The organism is Marinifilum sp. D714 (assembly GCF_030851345.1).
Taxonomy (GTDB): Bacteria; Bacteroidota; Bacteroidia; order Bacteroidales; family Marinifilaceae; genus Marinifilum.
On sequence record NZ_JALPNU010000003.1, the window covers coordinates 165746 to 184651 of the forward strand.

Sequence of the window (18906 nt, forward strand, 5' to 3'; positions counted from 1 at the left end):
TGGTAATTTATGCTTTCCCGTTTAAAACATTTGCTACGTCCTGCGCGTGGTAAGTAATAATAATATCGGCTCCAGCTCTTTTGATTGACATCATGATTTCCATCATTACACGTTTTCCATCAATCCAATCGTTAGCTTCTGCTGCTTTTACCATCGAAAACTCTCCACTTACGTTGTACGCTGCAACTGGTACATTGAATTCATGCTTTGTGCGATAAATCACGTCCAAATAACTTAAGGCTGGTTTTACCATTACCATATCAGCTCCTTCTGCAATGTCCATTTCAACTTCTCGAATTGCTTCATCACTGTTTCTAGGATCCATTTGGTAAGTAGAGCGATCTCCAAATTGTGGTGCACTTTCAGCAGCGTCTCTAAACGGACCATAGAAACCAGAAGCATATTTAGCTGAATAAGCCATGATAGGAATTTTCTCGAAGCAATTCTCATCCAAAGCTTTTCTCATGTATCCTATGCGACCATCCATCATATCACTTGGTGCCACCATATCAACACCAGCCTCGGCCAATGAAACAGCTTGAGCTGCAAGAGTAACTAGAGTTTGATCGTTATCTACATCACCATCTATTATGGTACCACAGTGACCATGTGTTGTGTATTCACAATTACAGATATCAGCAATGATGTACATTTCAGGGTATTTTGCTTTGATTGCTCGGGTAGCCTGCTGTACAATTCCATGATCGTGGGTTGCTACTGTTCCATCGGCATCTTTCGTTTCAGGGATACCGAACAATAATACTGATTTAACACCTGATTCCAATAATTCTCCACATTTTTCAACCAATAAATCAACTGACAACTGGTCGTTACCTGGCATACTTTTTATCGGATTCTTAACCTTCTCTCCCGGACAAACAAAAAGTGGCATGATTAAATCATCAACAGAAAGTGAAGTTTCTGCAACCATATCACGAACAACTTTGCTGTAACGCAATCTTCTCATTCGTGTATCAGGAAAAAGTGGACGTAAACTCATAGTGTGTGTATTTTGTAATTTTATTTATTGAAATAATTTTCTGTTTAACTGTAAAACTCCTAAAGATAAAAATTTATTCCTTTTACCTTACAAGTATCTTTCATTTGTTGCGCCAATTTTGTCGATTCCTCAACAGATTTTTCTATTGAAACTTCTATTTGTTCAACAATGAATTGATTGGTTTTTAAATCCCCTACAATCGCAATCATTGTCAAGTTTTCATTGCTCACCACTGCATGCGCTGCCAATGGAAACTTGCAACCTCCCTCAATTTCTGCCATAAAAGCACGTTCAGCCAGAACTGCATGCATGGTAGGTTCATGATTTACCTTCTTCACTAAAGCAATGGTTTCCTCATCATTATCTCTACATTCAATAGCAATTGCACCTTGACCAATTGCTGGAATACATTGATCGACATCTAAAAGTAGTTTCTCCTGAAATTCCTTTCCCATTCTATTCATACCTGCAGCAGCAAGAATAATGGCATCATACTCACCATCCATTAACTTTTGCATTCTGGTATCAATATTTCCTCTGATCTCTTTAAAATTGGTATCAGGTCTTAAATCCGCCAACTGAACTCTTCTACGAGGACTTCCCGTTCCCAAAACAAAGCCTTCAGGCATTTGATCTATTGTACTTCCATCGCGACTTATAAATACATCGCGTACATCTTCACGTTCAGGAAAAGCAACCAATTTTAATCCATCAGGATGAAAACTTGGGACATCCTTTAAACTATGAACTGCAATATCTGCCTCTCCTTCAAGAAGTGCATGTTCCAGTTCTTTTACAAACAAACCTGTACTTCCAAATTCAGTAAGCGAGCGATTCTGAACTCTATCGCCTTTTGTACTAAATTTAATTACCTCAAATTCAACATCTGGATTGGCATTCTGTAGTAATTCAACAGTTTGCATTGTTTGTGTATAGGCAAGCAAACTTGGACGTGTTGCAACTCTAATCTTTTTTTTAGCTGGCATTTAGGATAGTATTTCGTAGTTATTTTAGGAAATAAAAAAGCCATATAAAACTTGTTTATACAGCTTTTTATCGAAAGCTCAAACGGCTTTACGAATCCATATCTTTAAAAATCATATTTAGGGTTTCCATTGGACTCGATTGCTTTTTATGATGATCTTTCAGGTGATTGATACATGCTCTGGCAATCTTGTTCACAATGTTATTGGTAATGTGCTCTACCTTTTTCAACTCATCTTCAGACAGTTTGTTTTTGTGATAATCGAGCTCCTTTCTTTGTACATTTTGCAGATTTTCCTTCAAAGCTACAATTACTGGAGAAAGGTACTTTACCTCTAACCAACCATAAAATTCACCTATTGAAGCATGAATGATTTTCTCTGCATCAGGAATACATGCTTTACGCTGATCAATGGCTTCTGAAATATGTTTTGATAATTCATCTACTGTAATCACCAGTACATTTTCCAAATTATCAATTGCTGTATCAACATTACGTGGCACTGAAAGATCCAGAACCAATTTACATGATTCAACACCTTTAAAATGATCAAGCGTTAAAGTTGGTTTTGCTGCTCCTGTTGCAACAATAATCACTTCTGCTTTTTCAACTTCCTGAGTTAATTTCTCGATAGGTTGGTGTTGAATATTATATCTTTCTGCTAGTGCTTCTGCTTTTTCAATGGTTCGATTTACCAAAGTTAGCGAACGGTTGTTCATATGCTTTAACAGGTTCCCACAAGTATCTTTTCCAATATCACCAGTTCCATAAAGAAGGAAATTACATGTTTCAAGTGTTGAAACTTTGTCCTTAATATATTGAACAGCAGCATGAGAAACAGAAGCTGCACCTTTGCTAATATCCGTTTCGTTTTTTATTTTTTTACTTGCCTGAAACACAAACGAAAACAATCGATTCAAAAATGAATTAACCATTCCCCTTTGCTCAGACTGCTGATATGCATTTTTAACCTGTCCAACAATCTGAAAGTCGCCAATAATTTGCGAATCTAAACCCGCGGTTACCTTATATAAATGACGAATACATTCATTTCCATATAGAGTGTATCCGTTGTAATTTAAATCATTTCTATTCCCTTTGCAGTATTTTAAGAACAGATCTGTGATGATTTCGACCTCGGAAGAGTGTGCATAAATCTCGGTACGATTACAAGTAGATATGATTACCATACCTTCAATTTGATGCTCTTTTGCCTCCTTCAACAAGTTTTCCTGATCTTCTGAAGATAAAGAAAACATTCCTCTAACATCCAGAGCCGTCTTTCTATAGCTAATTCCTAGAACAAATAATTTTTGTAGATTTTCTCGAATTTGTAATGACATAAAAACGGAATTTGTTTGCTAATTCGTTACAACCTATTATCTGTAGGTGCAACAAACCGATTCAAATATAAAGGTAATTATTCAAAAAACCTCCTAATTTCAGTAAGTACATAAATAGATATTGACCACTTTAATTATTATGAAAATTCAAAAAACCCAAAAAGGGATTTTAATATCTTAAATACCACAATAATTCAAGTTTCTTTCATAATTTTACCATTCCTAATATATTTAATCATTCAAAATAAATTTAATTAAAAGCAACGATATTTTTAGATCAATTTAAATGAATAAAACGTTTCAAAATGCAAATAAAACAATCAGCATATTAGGATGCGGATGGTTGGGCTTACCTCTTGCTGAAGAGTTCATCAAAAATGGGATATATATTAAAGGTTCCACTCCTACCCATGAAAAATTAGAACTACTAACACAAAAAAACATTCGAACATTCCAAATTAACTTAAATCCAAAGATCAATTCAAATTTTGATAAAGACTTTTTTAATGCCCATATTTTGATTGTGAATTTTCCTCCTAAAAGAAGAGAAGACATTGTTGATTGGCATACAAATCAAGTTGCATCTCTAATCGGTGAAATTCGCAAATCAGATATTAAAAATGTAATTTTTATCAGCTCCACCTCTGTTTATGCCGACATTAACAATGAAGTTACTGAGGAAAATATGGAAAATCCAAGTAAAAAGAGTGGTAAAGCATTACGCATTGTAGAAGAGCTGTTTTTTAATGAGAATGATTTTCAAACCACGGTTATTCGATTTGGAGGATTAATTGGTTACGATCGCAAACCAGGTAGATTTTTTGCTGGTAAAAAACAATTAAAAAACGGAGATGCTCCTGTTAACCTCATCCATAGAGATGACTGTATTGGCATTATTCAACATGTAATAAAAAATGAGATTTGGGGGGAGGTGATTAATGCTTGTTGTCCAATACATCCTACACGAAAAGAATTTTATAAAATTGCTGCCCAAAAGGATGGTTTTGACCTACCAGAATTTGTTGATGGCAAAGAAAATTACAAAATCATTAATTGCGATAAACTTAAACAGTTAGGATATTCATTTAAATACCAAGACCCAATCGATAGCCTTAAAGCTTAATTAAATTTTACCTTCGAGCTAAAAAAAGATAAGATCATCCTATTTTTTATTACTATAATCAATTTATTATAAGGCACTTTATTATTTTAACTAATTTTAGGGCAAATAGTCATGAAGTAATGGTTTATCTGCTACTAAAACAACCAACAAAAGATATTAACTCTTGGAGAGAATCCTTCGACCGATTTCTAGAATATCGAAAAATTGGTGGAGAATTGTCTTGCAAGATATATCAAACTCCACGAAAAAAAAATGAATTAATTGTTCTATCGGAGTGGAGAAGCATGGATGATGTAACAGAATTTCTTGAGTCTCAATCTTTTGAAATGATTAAAGAGCTTGAAATGAACGAGCCTCTTACCATTAAGCTACTTAACAAAAAAGGTATATCTAAGTATATCAAACAATTACATTAAATCCTCCACTTTAACTATTCTTTCTGAGGTAATTGCCAGTATTAGTTTTTCAATAATATCCATAATCAAATCTGAAAATTCATCTTCGTATATTTTTTCATCCAACTTTTGTAAAGCATCCTTTAATTTGAATCGATTCAAATCTGCTTGATTTAAATTGTTAAGGTATTCCAAAACCTGCAATTCATTAAGTGCAATCTCATCTGTATAATTTAGTGGCAATATTTCTAAATCTTCATTGGGAAATATTTTACCACTCTCCTCTACAACCGAATTAATTAAGGTATTTAAAACATCTATTGCATCTATAAGACTTGCTTGATAATAGGACAATTCTTTCAAATCGTTTAATGCCTCAATCGTTATGGAGTTCATTAAAAGCAAATACTCTTCAAGTTTCTCAAGAACCTCAGAAGCTACTCCTGGTTGAATTCTATAGAATTCTATAATTTCTTGTAATATTTGATTTCTTTTCTCGCTTATCGTTTCCAAAATATGATACTTAAATTCCTTCACTTGTTAATTGCAAATGTGTAGTTTCAAAAAACTGAGGCCCTAATTTCTTCAACACATCAGACACCAATTGAGAATTTCCATCAATTCCCAAAATTGCATACCCTTTATTGCCTCTTTGTCCTAATTTTAAATCGTTCACATTAATATTTCGAGATGCCAATGCAGATAATAGAATCAATAAAATACCGGAAGAATTGTTATGAATCGATAAGATCATCTGTTTACTGATAGCAATAGGTAAATTAACTCCATCCACTTCGATCAGGTAGTTCTTTCCTTTTTGAAGATCCGGAATATCAAACTTATCACATACATAAATTTCGAAAAAGTTATCTCCACCCGTTCCTTTTACAAATTCCACTGCTTCATTAATAGATTTTTCTTTTCCTGATAAAGTTAGAAATGCAGTTGCCGTTCCATCGTTATTCGAATTTAGATAAGCGGTTTCAACATTAATTTCTTCAGAAGCCAATGCATTAAAAATCATTGATAGAACACCTGGATTATCCTCATGATGAGAATACAATCCTTTTATTTTTTGATTTGTATTTTCAGGTAAAGAATTGCTAATTGTGATCGATTTATCCCCTTTTCTTATGCGAATAGCTTCAAAATCTCCCAATGAGGTAGCATTCTTATGATGTTCGAGAAAAGTACGGTATCCTCCTCCAAACGAAAATTTAGGAATTCGCCTTTGCTTACGATCTTCGAATCTTAGATTTAGCATCTCTATTCCCAAATTCATTACCTTGTATTTTTCCTCTTTAAAACCTGAATTTCGCAATGGTCTTTTCTCAGGTATCGATTTGGAAAAACTTACATAATGTTTGTATCCTGCTTCATATGCATATTCAATTCCGGTTTGATAATGATTACCCAAATTTTGAGTAGTATGAGTATCGGTACCCAAAGCAATAGGAATATCCAGTTGTTTCGCTCTTTTTAAGATTGACATATCAGGATAAATCCCACAACCTTTATTGATACCAGCCAAATTCACATCAAGTGCCAAATTGTATTCACTAATCATTTCCAAAAGGAAGCGCATTCTTCTTGCAAGAATATGATCGGAAGTTTCAAGTTCCAACAATGGTTTTGGAATAGGCGCATACAACTTAGGCAAATCAAGATGACCAACAATTTGAATCATCTCCCAACTTGTATCTATCATTTCAATCAACTCCTCAATATATCCTAACCAATAATTCTCAACTCCTCCTCTTACCTCTATAAGCTTATCGGTCTCTTCCTGCGATCCGTCATAAGGTATCCCTTCTCTGGAAAAGTGCAAAGAACCAATCACAAAATCAGCACTTTGAGCTTGAAAAATCTTTGATCGATTCCACTGCATCCCTAAATTTGGTCCCAACCATTCGAGTTCGATTCCATATCGAATTGAAATTTGATTACCATATTTTGCTTTAAGCGCATCTATTTTCTCGGGATAATGAAAATAAGCATTATCTCCTCGTATGAATTTTACGCCCAAACGCTCTTCTGCAGCATATCTAAATCGTGTTAACCTTGGGGTATGAATAATAAATGAAATATTGGGGTGGGCCTTCTCAATTGCCATTTCGGTAATTTTCTCCAGCTCGTCCACACCATGTTTCACATGATCATTTCCTGTTCCAACGTGTATTCCGTGTGTTTCCCAAATAAAATATTCAGGACTATTTGTGGTATTTAGTGGCATTTGTGTCATTTTGATTAATAGTCCAGTAAAATTAATCATTTGATTAGGATTTGAAAGCAGATTAAAACAGAATGCATAAAAAACCCGCCTTCCATTATATGGGAGACGGGCTAACCAGAGTACCCACTACAATAACTCTGGCTTATCAAACAAGAATTTGAAAAATCGAATACTAACATTTTTTTGAAACCAATTTCCTGTTTTATATTTTTTACAAACCAATGGAAACTCCAACCTTCATGAACCAGTCATTATCTAAATCAAATTTCATAATGCTATCTCTATCATCCAGAAACTCAAATCGTCTGTTAAAGGTAAATCCAGAACTTAGCTTAAGATTTATCATCTTATAAAGTTTTTGATTTACCAGCAAACCACCACCCATATTCATGATTCGAACATTATCCATTTTCTTTTCTTCATTGTATAATATTTTGCTTAGTGTATAGTTGTCTCCTACCATTGTTAAATTGGTTCCAATCTCTGTATTCTTTCCCACTTTGTATTTGATCTGAAATCTTGGGAAACCTAGATTAAATGACCATTTTTCCTTGTATTTCCACATTAAACTAAACATGGGTAAAGGTGCTGGTATTCCTGTAGTCTCTGAATACATGGCTCCAATTTGAAGATTCATATTGGGATTTACTTTTTTTATAAACATTAACATCCCCATTAATCGAACATCTTTCCATTGAACTGAAGAAGTTAAATTCGATGAAATCTTCGGGGAGACCATCCCCATCAGGGCCCAATTGTTTTTTAATTTCCTCATATATCCTACCGAATAGGATATTGTGTGAAAACGCTCTAACTCGTCTAAATTTGCATCAACAAACGGGTAATCGATATTTGTTTGAGCATATTCAAATTTGCTTATCAACAAACTTCCCTCTTTCTTTAAGCTTAAAGGCATGGCAAACCTGATACTATACTTATCAAACCTTACACTATTGGCTGAATTGTCACTTCCAAGTCTGACAAAATCAACACCCGCCAATTCTTTTTCCATTTGTGCATGTACTGATGAGGAAATAAGAAGAGTAAAAAGAAGTATAACGATTTTCCTTTGCTTTCGATCCATATAATTCTCCTGGATTAAATCCTATTCTATTGCTCTAGCAACACTCCACTAACTATTTTAATATTTAATTCTGACAGCTTTGCATTATAACCCGCAGCTGCCTTATTATTTTTAGCTTCTACTAAATTTAGCTGTGCCTCGCGAAAGCTTGTTGATGTTACTTGCCCCAAGTGATAATATTCCTTGGTCTGTTCAAAATTTAAACTTGCTGCATTCAATGCATCTTCTTCCAAAGCCAAAACTTTAAGATTATATTGGTAATCCGCATAAGCATTTATTAGGTCTTTTTCTAACTTCAATTTTTTATCCTGTAACTCAAATTCTGTAATTTGCTTTTGAATTTTAGCATTCGCAACCTCCGTTTTTTTCCTCTTTCCATCAAAAATATTGAAACTCAAAGTCAATCCCCCGGTTAATTGAGTATGCGAATTTGTTCCCATTATTTCATTTTCATAATAAGAGTATGAGGATTTTAAGCTTAGTGATGGCAATTGCCCTGATTTTGCCTTCTTTACGGCAATTTCATCTTCACGTAATTCCCTTGTTTTAAGTAGATATTCCGCATTTTCTTCCAAGGTCTTACGCTTCAATTCCATCATGTTGAATTCTTGAAAATTAGAAGCGTCCTTTATCAACTGTATTTTGGTTTCGGCACTTCGCCCCAATAAAACATTCATCTCTCTAATTGCTTCCTCATAGCTTTGTTGTGACTTCAAGTACACACTACTATCACGATTAAAATCCACCTTTGCATTCAGAACTTCCAGCTTATTAATATTTCCGAATTCATATTCTGATTCGTTTCGTAGCAATCGCTCTTTGGATATCTGCAAATTTTCAGAGGCCACATCCAATTCATCATAGGCTTTACTTAATTGATAGAAACCAGAAATAACATTGGTAATTGTATTCTCAATATTGAATCGTTCAGTCAATTCCGCTTGCTGCTTTCGAAAATTCAAAATTTTGTAGGTGTATCTTGCTCCCAAACCATTAAATAAGGTATATGAGAAATTTAAAGCTCCTGAAGAGTAGATTTTATCCTCATTGTGTTCAGAGTAATTTACACCTCCACTGGCATTTAGTGAAGGCAGTAAGCCGGCATTACCTTTTGTAGCATTATTAGCTGAAACCTCAGCCTGGTTTTTCGCAACTTTTATATTCAAATTGTTTTCTAAAGCCATTGCTACAGCAGTCTCTAGTGTCAAAGCCTCTTGAGCCGATAATGGAGCAGATAACAACAGAAATCCTATTAATACTCTTATCTTTTTCATTTGTTAATAATTTAATTTTTAATTATCCTGCTACTAAACAACAACAAAGAATTTGTCAGTAACATCAGATTAAGTAATTACCTAACGAAACAGAAACACAACTATAATTGCGCTGAATAAATCAAAAAAACAAAACCAAGAATTTAAATTTTATAATTCGATTTTCTTAACAACATCTTCATTCTGAACTTTGAATTTTGCAGTCTGAAATTTTGGAGGGCCAAAGAATCCCCTGACATTATTGGAAACACCTACTCTTTCCATGGGTCTCCCTTTACTATTACGGTCTAACTTGTTATTACCATTTTCATCATGAAAACAGATGATGGCGTACGTTCCTGCCTTTATCCTTTCAAAACTTACATTTGCTTTGCGATTCTCAATTGTTACTTTTTTTCGAATACATGGATTTTTAAGATAATTATCAGTATTACTATAAAGTGCTACGATTACTTGTCCATTGTCTGATTTCAATCCGGAAACCTGGACCTTTATAGATTTTTCATTTTCTTGAGCAAATGTGTTGCTAATAAAAAGCAAACATGTTATAGCTGTAATTACTAATACTTTCATCTTGTAAATTTTTCAAGTTTAAGACTAAATGAAATTTATCACCTCTATGTTTCTTTGCAGGACTGGAACTATTGCCTAACGACTGGCTCAATACTTTCTCGTGTTGGCATTATGCCTGTAGTTATATATTTCCATCTGCATTTTATTGAATTAACTACAATTAAAAGTACTGGCAATACAATCAGGTTTAATAGGGTTGCGACCATCAATCCATAAGCCATAGATATTGCCATAGGAATTACCATTTTAGCTTCAGGTTGGTTGGATGCAATCAAAGGAGTTATACCAACTATGGTTGTTAATGAAGTCAGGATTATTGGTCTGAATCGTGACAAAGCAGTCTCCTTAAGAGCTAGCATAAATTCTGTTCCCAATTTTAGCTTCTCATTAAATGTGCTTATCAAAACAATAGAATCATTAACCATTACCCCCATCAATGCAACCATTCCAAGGTAAGAAGGCATATCTAAAGCTACTCCGTGCAACCAGTGTCCCCAACCTACACCAATAAATCCAAATGGGATTAAAATAAACACCAACAAGGTTTGTGTATATGATTTAAATGTGAAAATTACAATTGAAAACAACAGTATCAGAATTACCGGTGCAATCATGATTCCAGAGTCTTTTGCTTTCCCCATTTCTTCTGCATGACCACCATAACGAATTCTAAGTCCTGAATATTTGTTCATTAGTTCAGGTAATATCACATCATCAATCTCACTATTGATTTCAGTCATATTTACCTTTGCATTTGCAGCATCAGCCTCAATGGTAATTTCTCTCTGACCACCCAAGTGATTTACCTGCACAAGGTTTCGCTCAAATTCTATATTTGCGATATCCTTCAAATAATATTCTCCACCATCGCTGGTTCTGATTCTCATATTCTCAAGATTTCCTATTGATGAACGTTCAGATTTTTCATATCTAACCCAAACCCTCACCTCATCAATTCCTCGTTGCAATCTTTGAACTTCTTTTCCATAAAATCCAGAACGAACCTGGGAAGTAATTTCACTTAGGTTTAAACCCAATTTGTAAGCACTTTCCTTCAGAGTTAATTTCACCTCACGCATTCCAAGCTGGTCGTTATCCATCACATTTGTAAGTCCTTCCAATTTATTAAGCCTTGCCTTAAATTCATTCTTTGCAGCATACAAATCATCTAGATTACTACTTTGTAATGAAACCTTTACCGCTTTTCCAAATCGATTTTCCTGTACATAATTTATTCTTTCAGCCTGTGGAATCTCTCCTACCATTTGCTTCAGCTCTTCATTGAACTCTGAGGATAAAAAGTCTCTATGCTCAGTACTTAGCAAATAAATCGTTAACACAGCATAATTTGTAGAAGTAACATCTATAGCTGTATATGTAATAATTGACTCTCCTGTAGCGCTCTTTTCTTTCCATTTTTCACCCAATTCAATGGCTGCATTCTCAATCTTTGTAATGTAATGAAGAGTTTCAGATTCTGGTGTTCCTGCTGGCATATCCAACTGAACGGTAGCATAGTTACTATTATCAACCGAGCTATCACCTGTTCTGATAATTCCTCCCAGTAAACCACCAATGGTTACAAAGAAAAGCCCTATGGTTAAGCCAATGGTAACCAGCTTATTGTTTAGGCTAAAATTCAATAAGGGTTCGAAGGTATGTTTACGAAGTTTTAGTATTGTCGAGCTCGACAGCTTCTCCAATTTCGATTCCTTTTTACCTCTCTTCAGTGCTTTGGAGTGAACAGCATGAGCCGGGAGAATAAAGAATGCTTCCACCAAAGAAAAAAACAGCGCAAATATGACTACAAAAGCCAAATCTCTAAAAAATTCTCCAATCACACTATCAATAAAAAAGAAAGAAATAAAAGCTACAATCGTTGTTAATACCGCTGAAAATACTGCAGGCAAAACCTCCATTGTACCGTCAATTCCTGCTTGTAATGCCGATTTCCCTTTCTCAAAGTGCTGATAAATATTTTCACAAATCACAATTCCATCATCCACAAGGATACCAATCACGATAATCATACCAAACAGTGATAGCCTGTTTAGAGTAAGACCATACATGCCTGCAATCATAAACATTCCCATAAATGAAATTGGAATTCCCAGGGCGACCCAAAATGACAATCTATGATTAAGAAAGAGAGACAAAAACAATAAGACAAGTAAAAATCCAATAATACCGTTATTCGCAAGAATATTCTGCATCACTTTTATCGAAACTGAATTGTCATATAGCAATTCAAGCTTTACTGTTTCCTTAGAATCATTAAACTCTTTTATATAAGTATTAATTACATCGGAAATATAAAGAATATCCTCACGTGAAGTTTGTGTTATTGATATCTTTATTGCCGAATTACCATTAACATAAGTTCGATTAGGATCTTCAGACCAACGATCGATCACCTTAGCAACATCGCTCAAGTAAACCGTTCCTCCTTTCGACTGAGATCTAACTACAATATCATTAAATCCTTCGGCATAATATTCCTTCTCTCGAACACGAATTCTCAGTTCTTCATCTTCACCACGAATGGTTCCTCCTGTAAGTTCAATATTTGCATTACCAACTGCCGAATAAATTTCATTAATACTGACATTATAGGCCTTCAATGCATCTTCGTTTACACTGATTTCAATTTCTTCATAAGGAAAACCACTTAAAGTAACTTTTGAGATTCCATCCATTGCGCGAAGATCATTCTCAATTTCCCTTGCATACTTTTTTAAGTCTCGTAGGCTTAAATCCCCATTTAATGCCATGGAAACTGCCAAAACTGTAAACTCACGTTTTTCCGTACTAATATTTTCCACACCCACAGGAAAAGAACTAATGCCATCCACAGCATTTTTTACATCCTGCAATGCAACGTTCGCATCATATCCTGTTTCCAAGTCAATAGTTACCGTACAGAAGTTTTCCTTCGATGAGGAAGTGATTTTCTCTATTCCGCTAATTCCTTTAATGTTATCCTCTATTTTTAAGGTAACACCCTTTTCTACTTCCTCAGGCGAAGCGCCCGGGTAGGATGCGGTCACGGTTAACATTCCCGGATCTATTTGAGGCATCACAGAAGAATTTAAGGAGAAGACACCAAAAATTCCCAGTAAGATAAATACACCTGCCAATAAATTTCCAGCAAAGGGATATTTGATAAAGTATTGTACCAATGATTTCATACTTGTTTTCGCTTAATCGTTTGTGATTACTATTGCATATTCTTAACAGGGTCGACTATTAATCCCTCGTGAATGGCAAATATTTTTAAGGCCAGCAAGCTTCCGTTTGGTAATCCCTCGATGATTACTGTATTCTCTTTTCTTTGAATCACATTAACCTCCTGTAGATGAACCTTTTTATCATTTACAATAAAAACATGTTTTGAATCGGCAAGTAGTCTTCTTGGTATTTCAATCCCAAGTACATTATGAACCAAAGAAATATCAGCGTTTAAAAACATAGACTCTTTTAATCCTTTTCCTGAAACTGAAATGTATACGTTCACCATTTGGGTTTTGTCGTCAATTTTATTGCTGATGCGTCTAACTTTACCATTCCATTTTTGTCCCGTTGCATTCGAGTACAATTTCACTTCATTTCCTACTTCTATGCCATCCAGGTTATTTAAGTCTACACCTACCACCAAATCGAAAACATTGGTATTAACAAATTCACCAAGCTTTTGTCCCGACATAACTAAGGTTCCAGGCCTAATATTCGATTCAATAACCTCACCAGCAAAAGGTGCACTAATATTATATTTTCTTAACTGTTCTTCTTGGCTTTTCAAGTTGTAATAATCGGAATAAACACTTTTTCCTGCCAGGTAGTATTTCTCTTTTTCGTTAAATGGTTCTGGAATTGGACTTATAAATCTTTCAACATCAAAATTTTTTAAATACTGTTCCCATACCGAATAACTATCCGGATAATCATATTTTAAATCAGGAAGGATATTCGCAATTTTATTCATAAAGCTGCTTCGCTTCGAAAAAACTTCCGATTCAAACTTGTCTTTATTAATCGATAAAAGTGTTTCTCCTGCGGAAAACTGAATTCCTTCCAAAAATGCTTTGTTGGAGCTTTCCAAAATCCCACTCACCTCGGCATATACTTCCATTTTGGAATAAGCCTCAAGCTTACCCACCACTGAAAGGTGAAGATCCAATTCTTTATTTTGAACTTCCTGTACCGGAAGAACGATTTCTTTTGCTACAGTTTCCTTTTCTTTAGGAGCTTTTTTCATTCCAGCAAATAAAAAGCTTAAAGCGATACAAGCTATGATCACTAAAATGCCCAGAAGAATACTCTTTCTTTTCAACATGATTGATTGCTTTTAAATTTTGCTACAATCATATCCATAAATTATCTTGATTTTAAATCTAATCGACCAACAGGTGCCATTAAGTGGCGATAGATTCATGTTTGTAGATATTATTGGTTAAATTCGAATTTGCATGTGTTTACCGACGACTCTATCGAGTTTGTCGATATTTTATGCAGACGAGAATTTTTATGCATTCATTAGATGAAAATTTAATTTTAAATGAATATCAAGGATAAATTATATCATTTTTTTTCCATTCGTTTGGTTCAACACTTATCATTCTGGACCGTTTTTATTCTCTTGGAATTGGGGCGTTTTGTTGATATGGAACCTAAACGTTTGTATAATGAAATCATATTTGAAAGTATACAACTACTTGCCATCGTAATTATGGTTTATTTCAATCTTCGCTTTCTGATACCAAAATTTTGGAACAAAGGAATGTATGTAAGATATATTTCACTGATTGTACTTTCTGAAATCGTAATGATCACATTCCTTAGTGTAACTTTCTACCTCTTCCCCGATGTTCATATGAAGAAAATGCTTTACGAACATCCGGAAAGGTTGATATTACTGAACTTTTTCAAATTAAATATCTTCCTTTTGTCTACCTCTCTATTCCATTTTGTAAAAGAATGGATTGCATTAAAAGATGAAAACCTAAAGTTTACAGCCAAAGCACAGGAACAGCTCGAGGCAGAGCTGAACTTACTTAAAGAACAGGTCAATCCGCACTTCCTTTTCAATACCTTAAACAATATCTATTCCATGAGTTTATACGATTCTGTAAAAACTCCTGAAATGATACTGAAGCTTAGTCAGTTGATTAGCTACATGCTTTATGAATGTAAAGATGAAAAGGTGAATCTGGAAAAAGAGGTTCAGTTCATTAACAATTATATCGAATTGGAATCACTGCGTGTTGAGGATACTGCCAATATCAATCTGAATATTATGGGTGAAGATCAGGATTATAAAGTTCCTCCATTACTGTTTATTCCACTAATCGAGAATGCATTCAAACATGGCATCCATAGCGAATCCGAGAAAGCGGAAATCAACATCGATTTGCGCTTTTACACAGATAAAATTGAACTGAAAATTGTAAACCCGATGGATCCCGATCAGCCTAAAAATGAAAAACCTGGTGGCCTGGGAATCGAAAATGTGAAAAAGAGATTAAATTTATTGTATCCTAAAAATCACAGCTTTATTATAACTGCAAACGAGACACATTATCAAACATTGGTCTGTATCACTTTAAACAAGGAATATGAAGATTAAATGCATAATCGTAGATGATGAAGTTCACGCAAGAAAGGTGTTGGAAAAATTTATTTCTGATATTCCTCACCTGAAACTTGTAAAGTCGTGTAAAAATGCACTGGAAGCCATGCAGGTATTAAACAATCAGGATATCGATGCAATGTTTCTGGATATTAATATGCCGAAAGTGACAGGCTTGAGTTTCCTGGAAAATTTAAGACATCCTCCTGCGGTAGTAATTACCACTGCTTATAGAGAATATGCTGTAGAAGCTTTCGATCTGGATGTAATTGACTATTTACACAAACCCATTCCTTTTCCAAGGTTTTTAAAAGCTATCTCTAAAATTGAAGAAAAATTAAAGTCAAAAACAGAACAAACTCTAATTTCTTCAACACTGGATACAAACAGGCAGGAAGAGTTCATATTTATCAAGGCAGATAAAAAAACAATCAAATTAAATTTTGATGATATTGTTTACATCGAGGGATTAGGTGATTACATTAAAATTCACGTTAAAAAGAAGACCATTATAAGTAAGTTAACGATCAAAAAAATGGAAGAATTACTTCCGTCAGATATTTTTCCTCGCATCCATAAGTCATTTATCATTTCTCTAAAAAATATAGTGGCGATTGAAGGAAATCAAATTGAAATTGGAGACACGAAAATACCTATTGGACAGATTTACCGCAAATCTTTCATGGATATTATTAATTCTTTTCTTAAAAAATAATTATCGTATTTATCAAATGAAAAAAGCAGATTTGTATAAACAAACCTGCTTTTTTCATTTCATTTTCATCACCATTATGTTGCCCTCTTTAACACATGAATATTATCACTATAATATCCTTTATCATATGGTTGCCTACCAAATAAGAATTTGTTATACTTAAAATCATTTAACAGCAACTTTGCATTATTTACCGTGCCTTTTTCCACCAACTTATTTATAAATTCTACCTGATCTTTTCTGCTGAATCTGTGTCTTAAAACAAATAGGTTTATATCAGCATATTTACCAGAAAGTAATCCATCGGTTACGGCCGATACCGGAGCATTATCCATGACAATGTAATTGTAACGACTTTTAAGTGTTTCTATAAATTTACTAAACCTACCATTAGTCATAAGTTCGGCTGGATTAATTGGCAATGGTCCTGCAGGAATAAAACTTAGATTATCAACTTGTGTTGGGTATATAATATCTTTAAAGTTATCCTTATCTTCTAAATAACTACTCATTCCAGAGGAACCACAAACACCAAAAGTTTTGCTCAATTTAGGTTTACGCATATCCGTTTCTACAAGAATTACATTGCGGTGATTCATAGCCAGAATTGCTGCAAGATTTACACTAACAAATGACTTACCTTCTCCCGAAATTACAGATTGAACTGAGATTATCTTTTGTGTATGATCAGCTAATAAATTTTCCATATCTGTTCTCAGACTTCTAAATGATTCAGTTATCTCAGCCAGAGGACGTTTTGCAACCAAAACCTCATTTTTGTGTTTATTGTGGGTTATGAAGCCTAAAACCGGCAGCTTTGTTACCTTTTCAAGTTCATAAATACTGCCAATGGTATTATTAAAAAAATAAGCAGTTTTTAAAAATAGAAATGGTAATGATACACCTAGAACCAAGCCGATCAGAATATTTAAAAGTGTATTCGGTCCTACTTTTTTCACCGATAGTAAAGAAGCCTGATCTATAATTTGAGAATTAGAAACGTTAGATGCAATAGTTAATTCCGCTTCAGCCCTCGCTTTAAGTAAAAAATTATATAAATCGTTATTCAAATCATACCTTCTTTTAATATTTATAAACTTTTTTTCAATTTTGGGTAGGCCAGCAATTAGTTTTTTCTGATCATTAAGGCGTTTTTCTATACTTTTTAAATCTCTTGCAGAGTTAATCAGTAAATTTGCCAGATTTTCTTTCAAGCTTTGTTTCGTATGCCTAATTTCCTTTTCCAAAACCAACATATTTGGTTCGTTTTCTTTTGCACTATAAGATAACACTTCTCTTTTGCCAGTTAAATCTGCTAACTTCAAGACAAGGTTATTTAAAATCGGATCGGTTATATCAACTACAGAAGGCACTATCATTGTTTTAATTCCATAGTCACCTTCAAATTCATTTTGCAAGTTGCGATCCACTTTCTCAAAATGGGTACTATTATTTAAATATTTATTTAAACTTTTATAATAATTTAGTTTCCTTTCTGCAATTGAATACTCATTTTCAAGCTTCTTCAAGTCCGAACTAATTAACCTAGACTCCTGTTCCAAATTCAGGCTCTTATTTTGCGATTGAAAATCACTAAACTGATGTCCGGTTTGGTTTAAAGAATCAGTTACATCTTCTAGTTGGGTATCGATAAACCTTATCATGTTGCTTGAAATTCTGTTCTTTTCAGTCAACTCATATTCGATATACACTTTACTTAATTCATTAACAAAATCAACCACTCTTTTAGGGTGGACTCCCCTCATTTTTATAGCAATAAGATTACCGGATAAATCTTGTAGCGATACATCCAGAGAAGATAATAGATTCAAACTAAGACTATCTAAGTCATTAAAAACAAGACAATACTCTACCCCTGTTGGTACAATCAAATCTGGTCTAAGATCAAGAGTAAACGCAAAATATTCATTTTCGAATGGTTCTCCGAACCTACCTTTTTGCAGAATAGCATCCATTTTTTCATTCGCATCAATTCTAACGAGAAATTCTTCTTCGGAAAGCATTGTAATACAAATAGGAACACCTTTGGGATTAAATGAGTTTAATATTTCAGTTACCGTAAATGGCTCATTACCATAAAGGTCAACTTCGTAAAACAACATTTTTTGAAACCAGGAAGTTTTCCAATTTAAATTTTGTATTACCCTATTAGTTAGCAAATTAGATTTCAAGACTCCAATATGATCTTGAATATTACTGCGAGTAAAGTTTCTTTCACTATCAAAGAATTCTTTTCCATGTAGGTTATTTGATTCATTTTGTACCAATATGGTGCTCTGAGCTTCAAACTTAGATGGCGAATAATAACTATAAGTATAAGCAGAAACCATACCTAGAATACCAAAGATTGCCAACCAATACCACTTTGACAAAATATTATTCCGAAATGCCATTATTCGATTCTTTTCCTCAAATACCATTTTTTCTATAAAATTATCTGAGTCGGACATGATTTTTATTTTTTGTTAAAACTCAATTTATAACAGGAGGTATATTAAGCTAATTATTTAATTTAAGGAGTTTTATTCAGAATA

Annotated in this window: 15 protein-coding genes; 4 read left to right on the forward strand and 11 right to left on the reverse strand. The window is 33.9% G+C overall.

All coding sequences use genetic code 11. From position 1 onward, the window contains the following. Positions 1 to 7 precede the first annotated feature (7 nt). The 3 genes from hemB to hemA form a co-directional block, all read right to left on the reverse strand. On the reverse strand, positions 8 to 1000 hold the full coding sequence (gene hemB, locus M0051_RS04315; RefSeq protein ID WP_306740317.1) for a porphobilinogen synthase: 993 nt from the start codon (positions 998 to 1000) through the stop codon (positions 8 to 10). 59 nt (positions 1001 to 1059) lie between these two features. Then, entirely contained in the window at positions 1060 to 1986 is a 927-nt protein-coding gene (gene hemC / locus M0051_RS04320; protein ID WP_306740318.1) for a hydroxymethylbilane synthase, read from the reverse strand. 88 nt (positions 1987 to 2074) lie between these two features. Next, entirely contained in the window at positions 2075 to 3328 is a 1254-nt protein-coding gene (gene hemA / locus M0051_RS04325; protein WP_306740319.1) for a glutamyl-tRNA reductase, read from the reverse strand. Between the two features lie 286 nt (positions 3329 to 3614). Here hemA and M0051_RS04330 point away from each other — a divergent pair, with 286 nt between their 5' ends. Continuing rightward, a complete protein-coding gene (locus M0051_RS04330; protein WP_306740320.1) occupies positions 3615 to 4451 on the forward strand; it encodes a hypothetical protein in 837 nt (278 codons plus the stop codon). Positions 4452 to 4570: 119 nt separating this feature from the next. After that, positions 4571 to 4867 (forward strand): hypothetical protein, encoded by a 297-nt coding sequence (locus M0051_RS04335; protein ID WP_306740321.1) that lies wholly within the window; start codon positions 4571 to 4573, stop codon positions 4865 to 4867. Here the strand turns inward: M0051_RS04335 and M0051_RS04340 are convergent. From M0051_RS04340 to M0051_RS04370, 7 genes are all read right to left on the reverse strand, one after another. Then, positions 4859 to 5359, reverse strand: coding sequence for a hypothetical protein (locus tag M0051_RS04340; protein ID WP_306740322.1), 501 nt, complete (start codon positions 5357 to 5359; stop codon positions 4859 to 4861). The two genes, M0051_RS04335 and M0051_RS04340, sit on opposite strands and share 9 nt — an antisense overlap. 10 nt (positions 5360 to 5369) lie before the next feature. Then, positions 5370 to 7118: a histidinol-phosphatase HisJ family protein gene (locus M0051_RS04345; RefSeq protein ID WP_306740323.1), complete on the reverse strand. Its 1749-nt coding sequence runs from the start codon at positions 7116 to 7118 to the stop codon at positions 5370 to 5372. A 172-nt stretch (positions 7119 to 7290) separates the two neighbouring features. Further along, positions 7291 to 8091, reverse strand: a complete 801-nt coding sequence (locus tag M0051_RS04350; RefSeq protein ID WP_306740324.1) for a DUF6268 family outer membrane beta-barrel protein — start codon at positions 8089 to 8091, stop codon at positions 7291 to 7293. A 98-nt stretch (positions 8092 to 8189) separates the two neighbouring features. Further along, positions 8190 to 9437: a TolC family protein gene (locus M0051_RS04355; protein WP_306740325.1), complete on the reverse strand. Its 1248-nt coding sequence runs from the start codon at positions 9435 to 9437 to the stop codon at positions 8190 to 8192. 150 nt (positions 9438 to 9587) lie between these two features. After that, a complete protein-coding gene (locus tag M0051_RS04360; RefSeq protein WP_306740326.1) occupies positions 9588 to 10010 on the reverse strand; it encodes a DUF2141 domain-containing protein in 423 nt (140 codons plus the stop codon). Between the two features lie 68 nt (positions 10011 to 10078). After that, positions 10079 to 13198, reverse strand: a complete 3120-nt coding sequence (locus M0051_RS04365; protein WP_306740327.1) for an efflux RND transporter permease subunit — start codon at positions 13196 to 13198, stop codon at positions 10079 to 10081. Between the two features lie 29 nt (positions 13199 to 13227). Continuing rightward, the gene (locus tag M0051_RS04370) at positions 13228 to 14343 is read right to left on the reverse strand and encodes an efflux RND transporter periplasmic adaptor subunit (RefSeq protein WP_306740328.1); all 1116 of its coding nucleotides are present in this window, start codon (positions 14341 to 14343) and stop codon (positions 13228 to 13230) included. Between the two features lie 222 nt (positions 14344 to 14565). On the opposite strand from M0051_RS04370, the gene M0051_RS04375 reads away from it, so the two are divergent. Together M0051_RS04375 and M0051_RS04380 are read left to right on the forward strand one after the other, a co-directional pair. Next, positions 14566 to 15633 (forward strand): sensor histidine kinase, encoded by a 1068-nt coding sequence (locus tag M0051_RS04375; protein ID WP_306740329.1) that lies wholly within the window; start codon positions 14566 to 14568, stop codon positions 15631 to 15633. Continuing rightward, a complete protein-coding gene (locus tag M0051_RS04380) occupies positions 15623 to 16351 on the forward strand; it encodes a LytTR family DNA-binding domain-containing protein (RefSeq protein WP_306740330.1) in 729 nt (242 codons plus the stop codon). The genes M0051_RS04375 and M0051_RS04380 overlap by 11 nt, the downstream gene beginning before the upstream one ends. Before the next feature lie 74 nt (positions 16352 to 16425). Here the strand turns inward: M0051_RS04380 and M0051_RS04385 are convergent, their stop codons facing one another. Then, complete coding sequence (locus tag M0051_RS04385) at positions 16426 to 18822, reverse strand: polysaccharide biosynthesis tyrosine autokinase (RefSeq protein WP_306740331.1); 2397 nt, start codon at positions 18820 to 18822, stop codon at positions 16426 to 16428. Between the last annotated feature and the right edge of the window lie 84 nt (positions 18823 to 18906).

Excerpts from the sequence above, each read along its gene's own strand:
- M0051_RS04380 (WP_306740330.1), top strand. The coding sequence starts at position 15,623 with ATGAAGATTAAATGCATAATCGTAGATGATGAAGTTCACGCAAGAAAG.
- M0051_RS04335 (WP_306740321.1), top strand. The coding sequence starts at position 4,571 with ATGGTTTATCTGCTACTAAAACAACCAACAAAAGATATTAACTCTTGG.
- M0051_RS04385 (WP_306740331.1), bottom strand. The coding sequence starts at position 18,822 with ATGTCCGACTCAGATAATTTTATAGAAAAAATGGTATTTGAGGAAAAG.
- M0051_RS04350 (WP_306740324.1), bottom strand. The coding sequence starts at position 8,091 with ATGGAAAAAGAATTGGCGGGTGTTGATTTTGTCAGACTTGGAAGTGAC.
- M0051_RS04370 (WP_306740328.1), bottom strand. The coding sequence starts at position 14,343 with ATGTTGAAAAGAAAGAGTATTCTTCTGGGCATTTTAGTGATCATAGCT.
- M0051_RS04375 (WP_306740329.1), top strand. The coding sequence starts at position 14,566 with ATGAATATCAAGGATAAATTATATCATTTTTTTTCCATTCGTTTGGTT.
- M0051_RS04360 (WP_306740326.1), bottom strand. The coding sequence starts at position 10,010 with ATGAAAGTATTAGTAATTACAGCTATAACATGTTTGCTTTTTATTAGC.
- hemA (WP_306740319.1), bottom strand. The coding sequence starts at position 3,328 with ATGTCATTACAAATTCGAGAAAATCTACAAAAATTATTTGTTCTAGGA.
- M0051_RS04345 (WP_306740323.1), bottom strand. The coding sequence starts at position 7,118 with ATGATTAATTTTACTGGACTATTAATCAAAATGACACAAATGCCACTA.
- M0051_RS04365 (WP_306740327.1), bottom strand. The coding sequence starts at position 13,198 with ATGAAATCATTGGTACAATACTTTATCAAATATCCCTTTGCTGGAAAT.
- hemC (WP_306740318.1), bottom strand. The coding sequence starts at position 1,986 with ATGCCAGCTAAAAAAAAGATTAGAGTTGCAACACGTCCAAGTTTGCTT.
- hemB (WP_306740317.1), bottom strand. The coding sequence starts at position 1,000 with ATGAGTTTACGTCCACTTTTTCCTGATACACGAATGAGAAGATTGCGT.
- M0051_RS04355 (WP_306740325.1), bottom strand. The coding sequence starts at position 9,437 with ATGAAAAAGATAAGAGTATTAATAGGATTTCTGTTGTTATCTGCTCCA.
- M0051_RS04330 (WP_306740320.1), top strand. The coding sequence starts at position 3,615 with ATGAATAAAACGTTTCAAAATGCAAATAAAACAATCAGCATATTAGGA.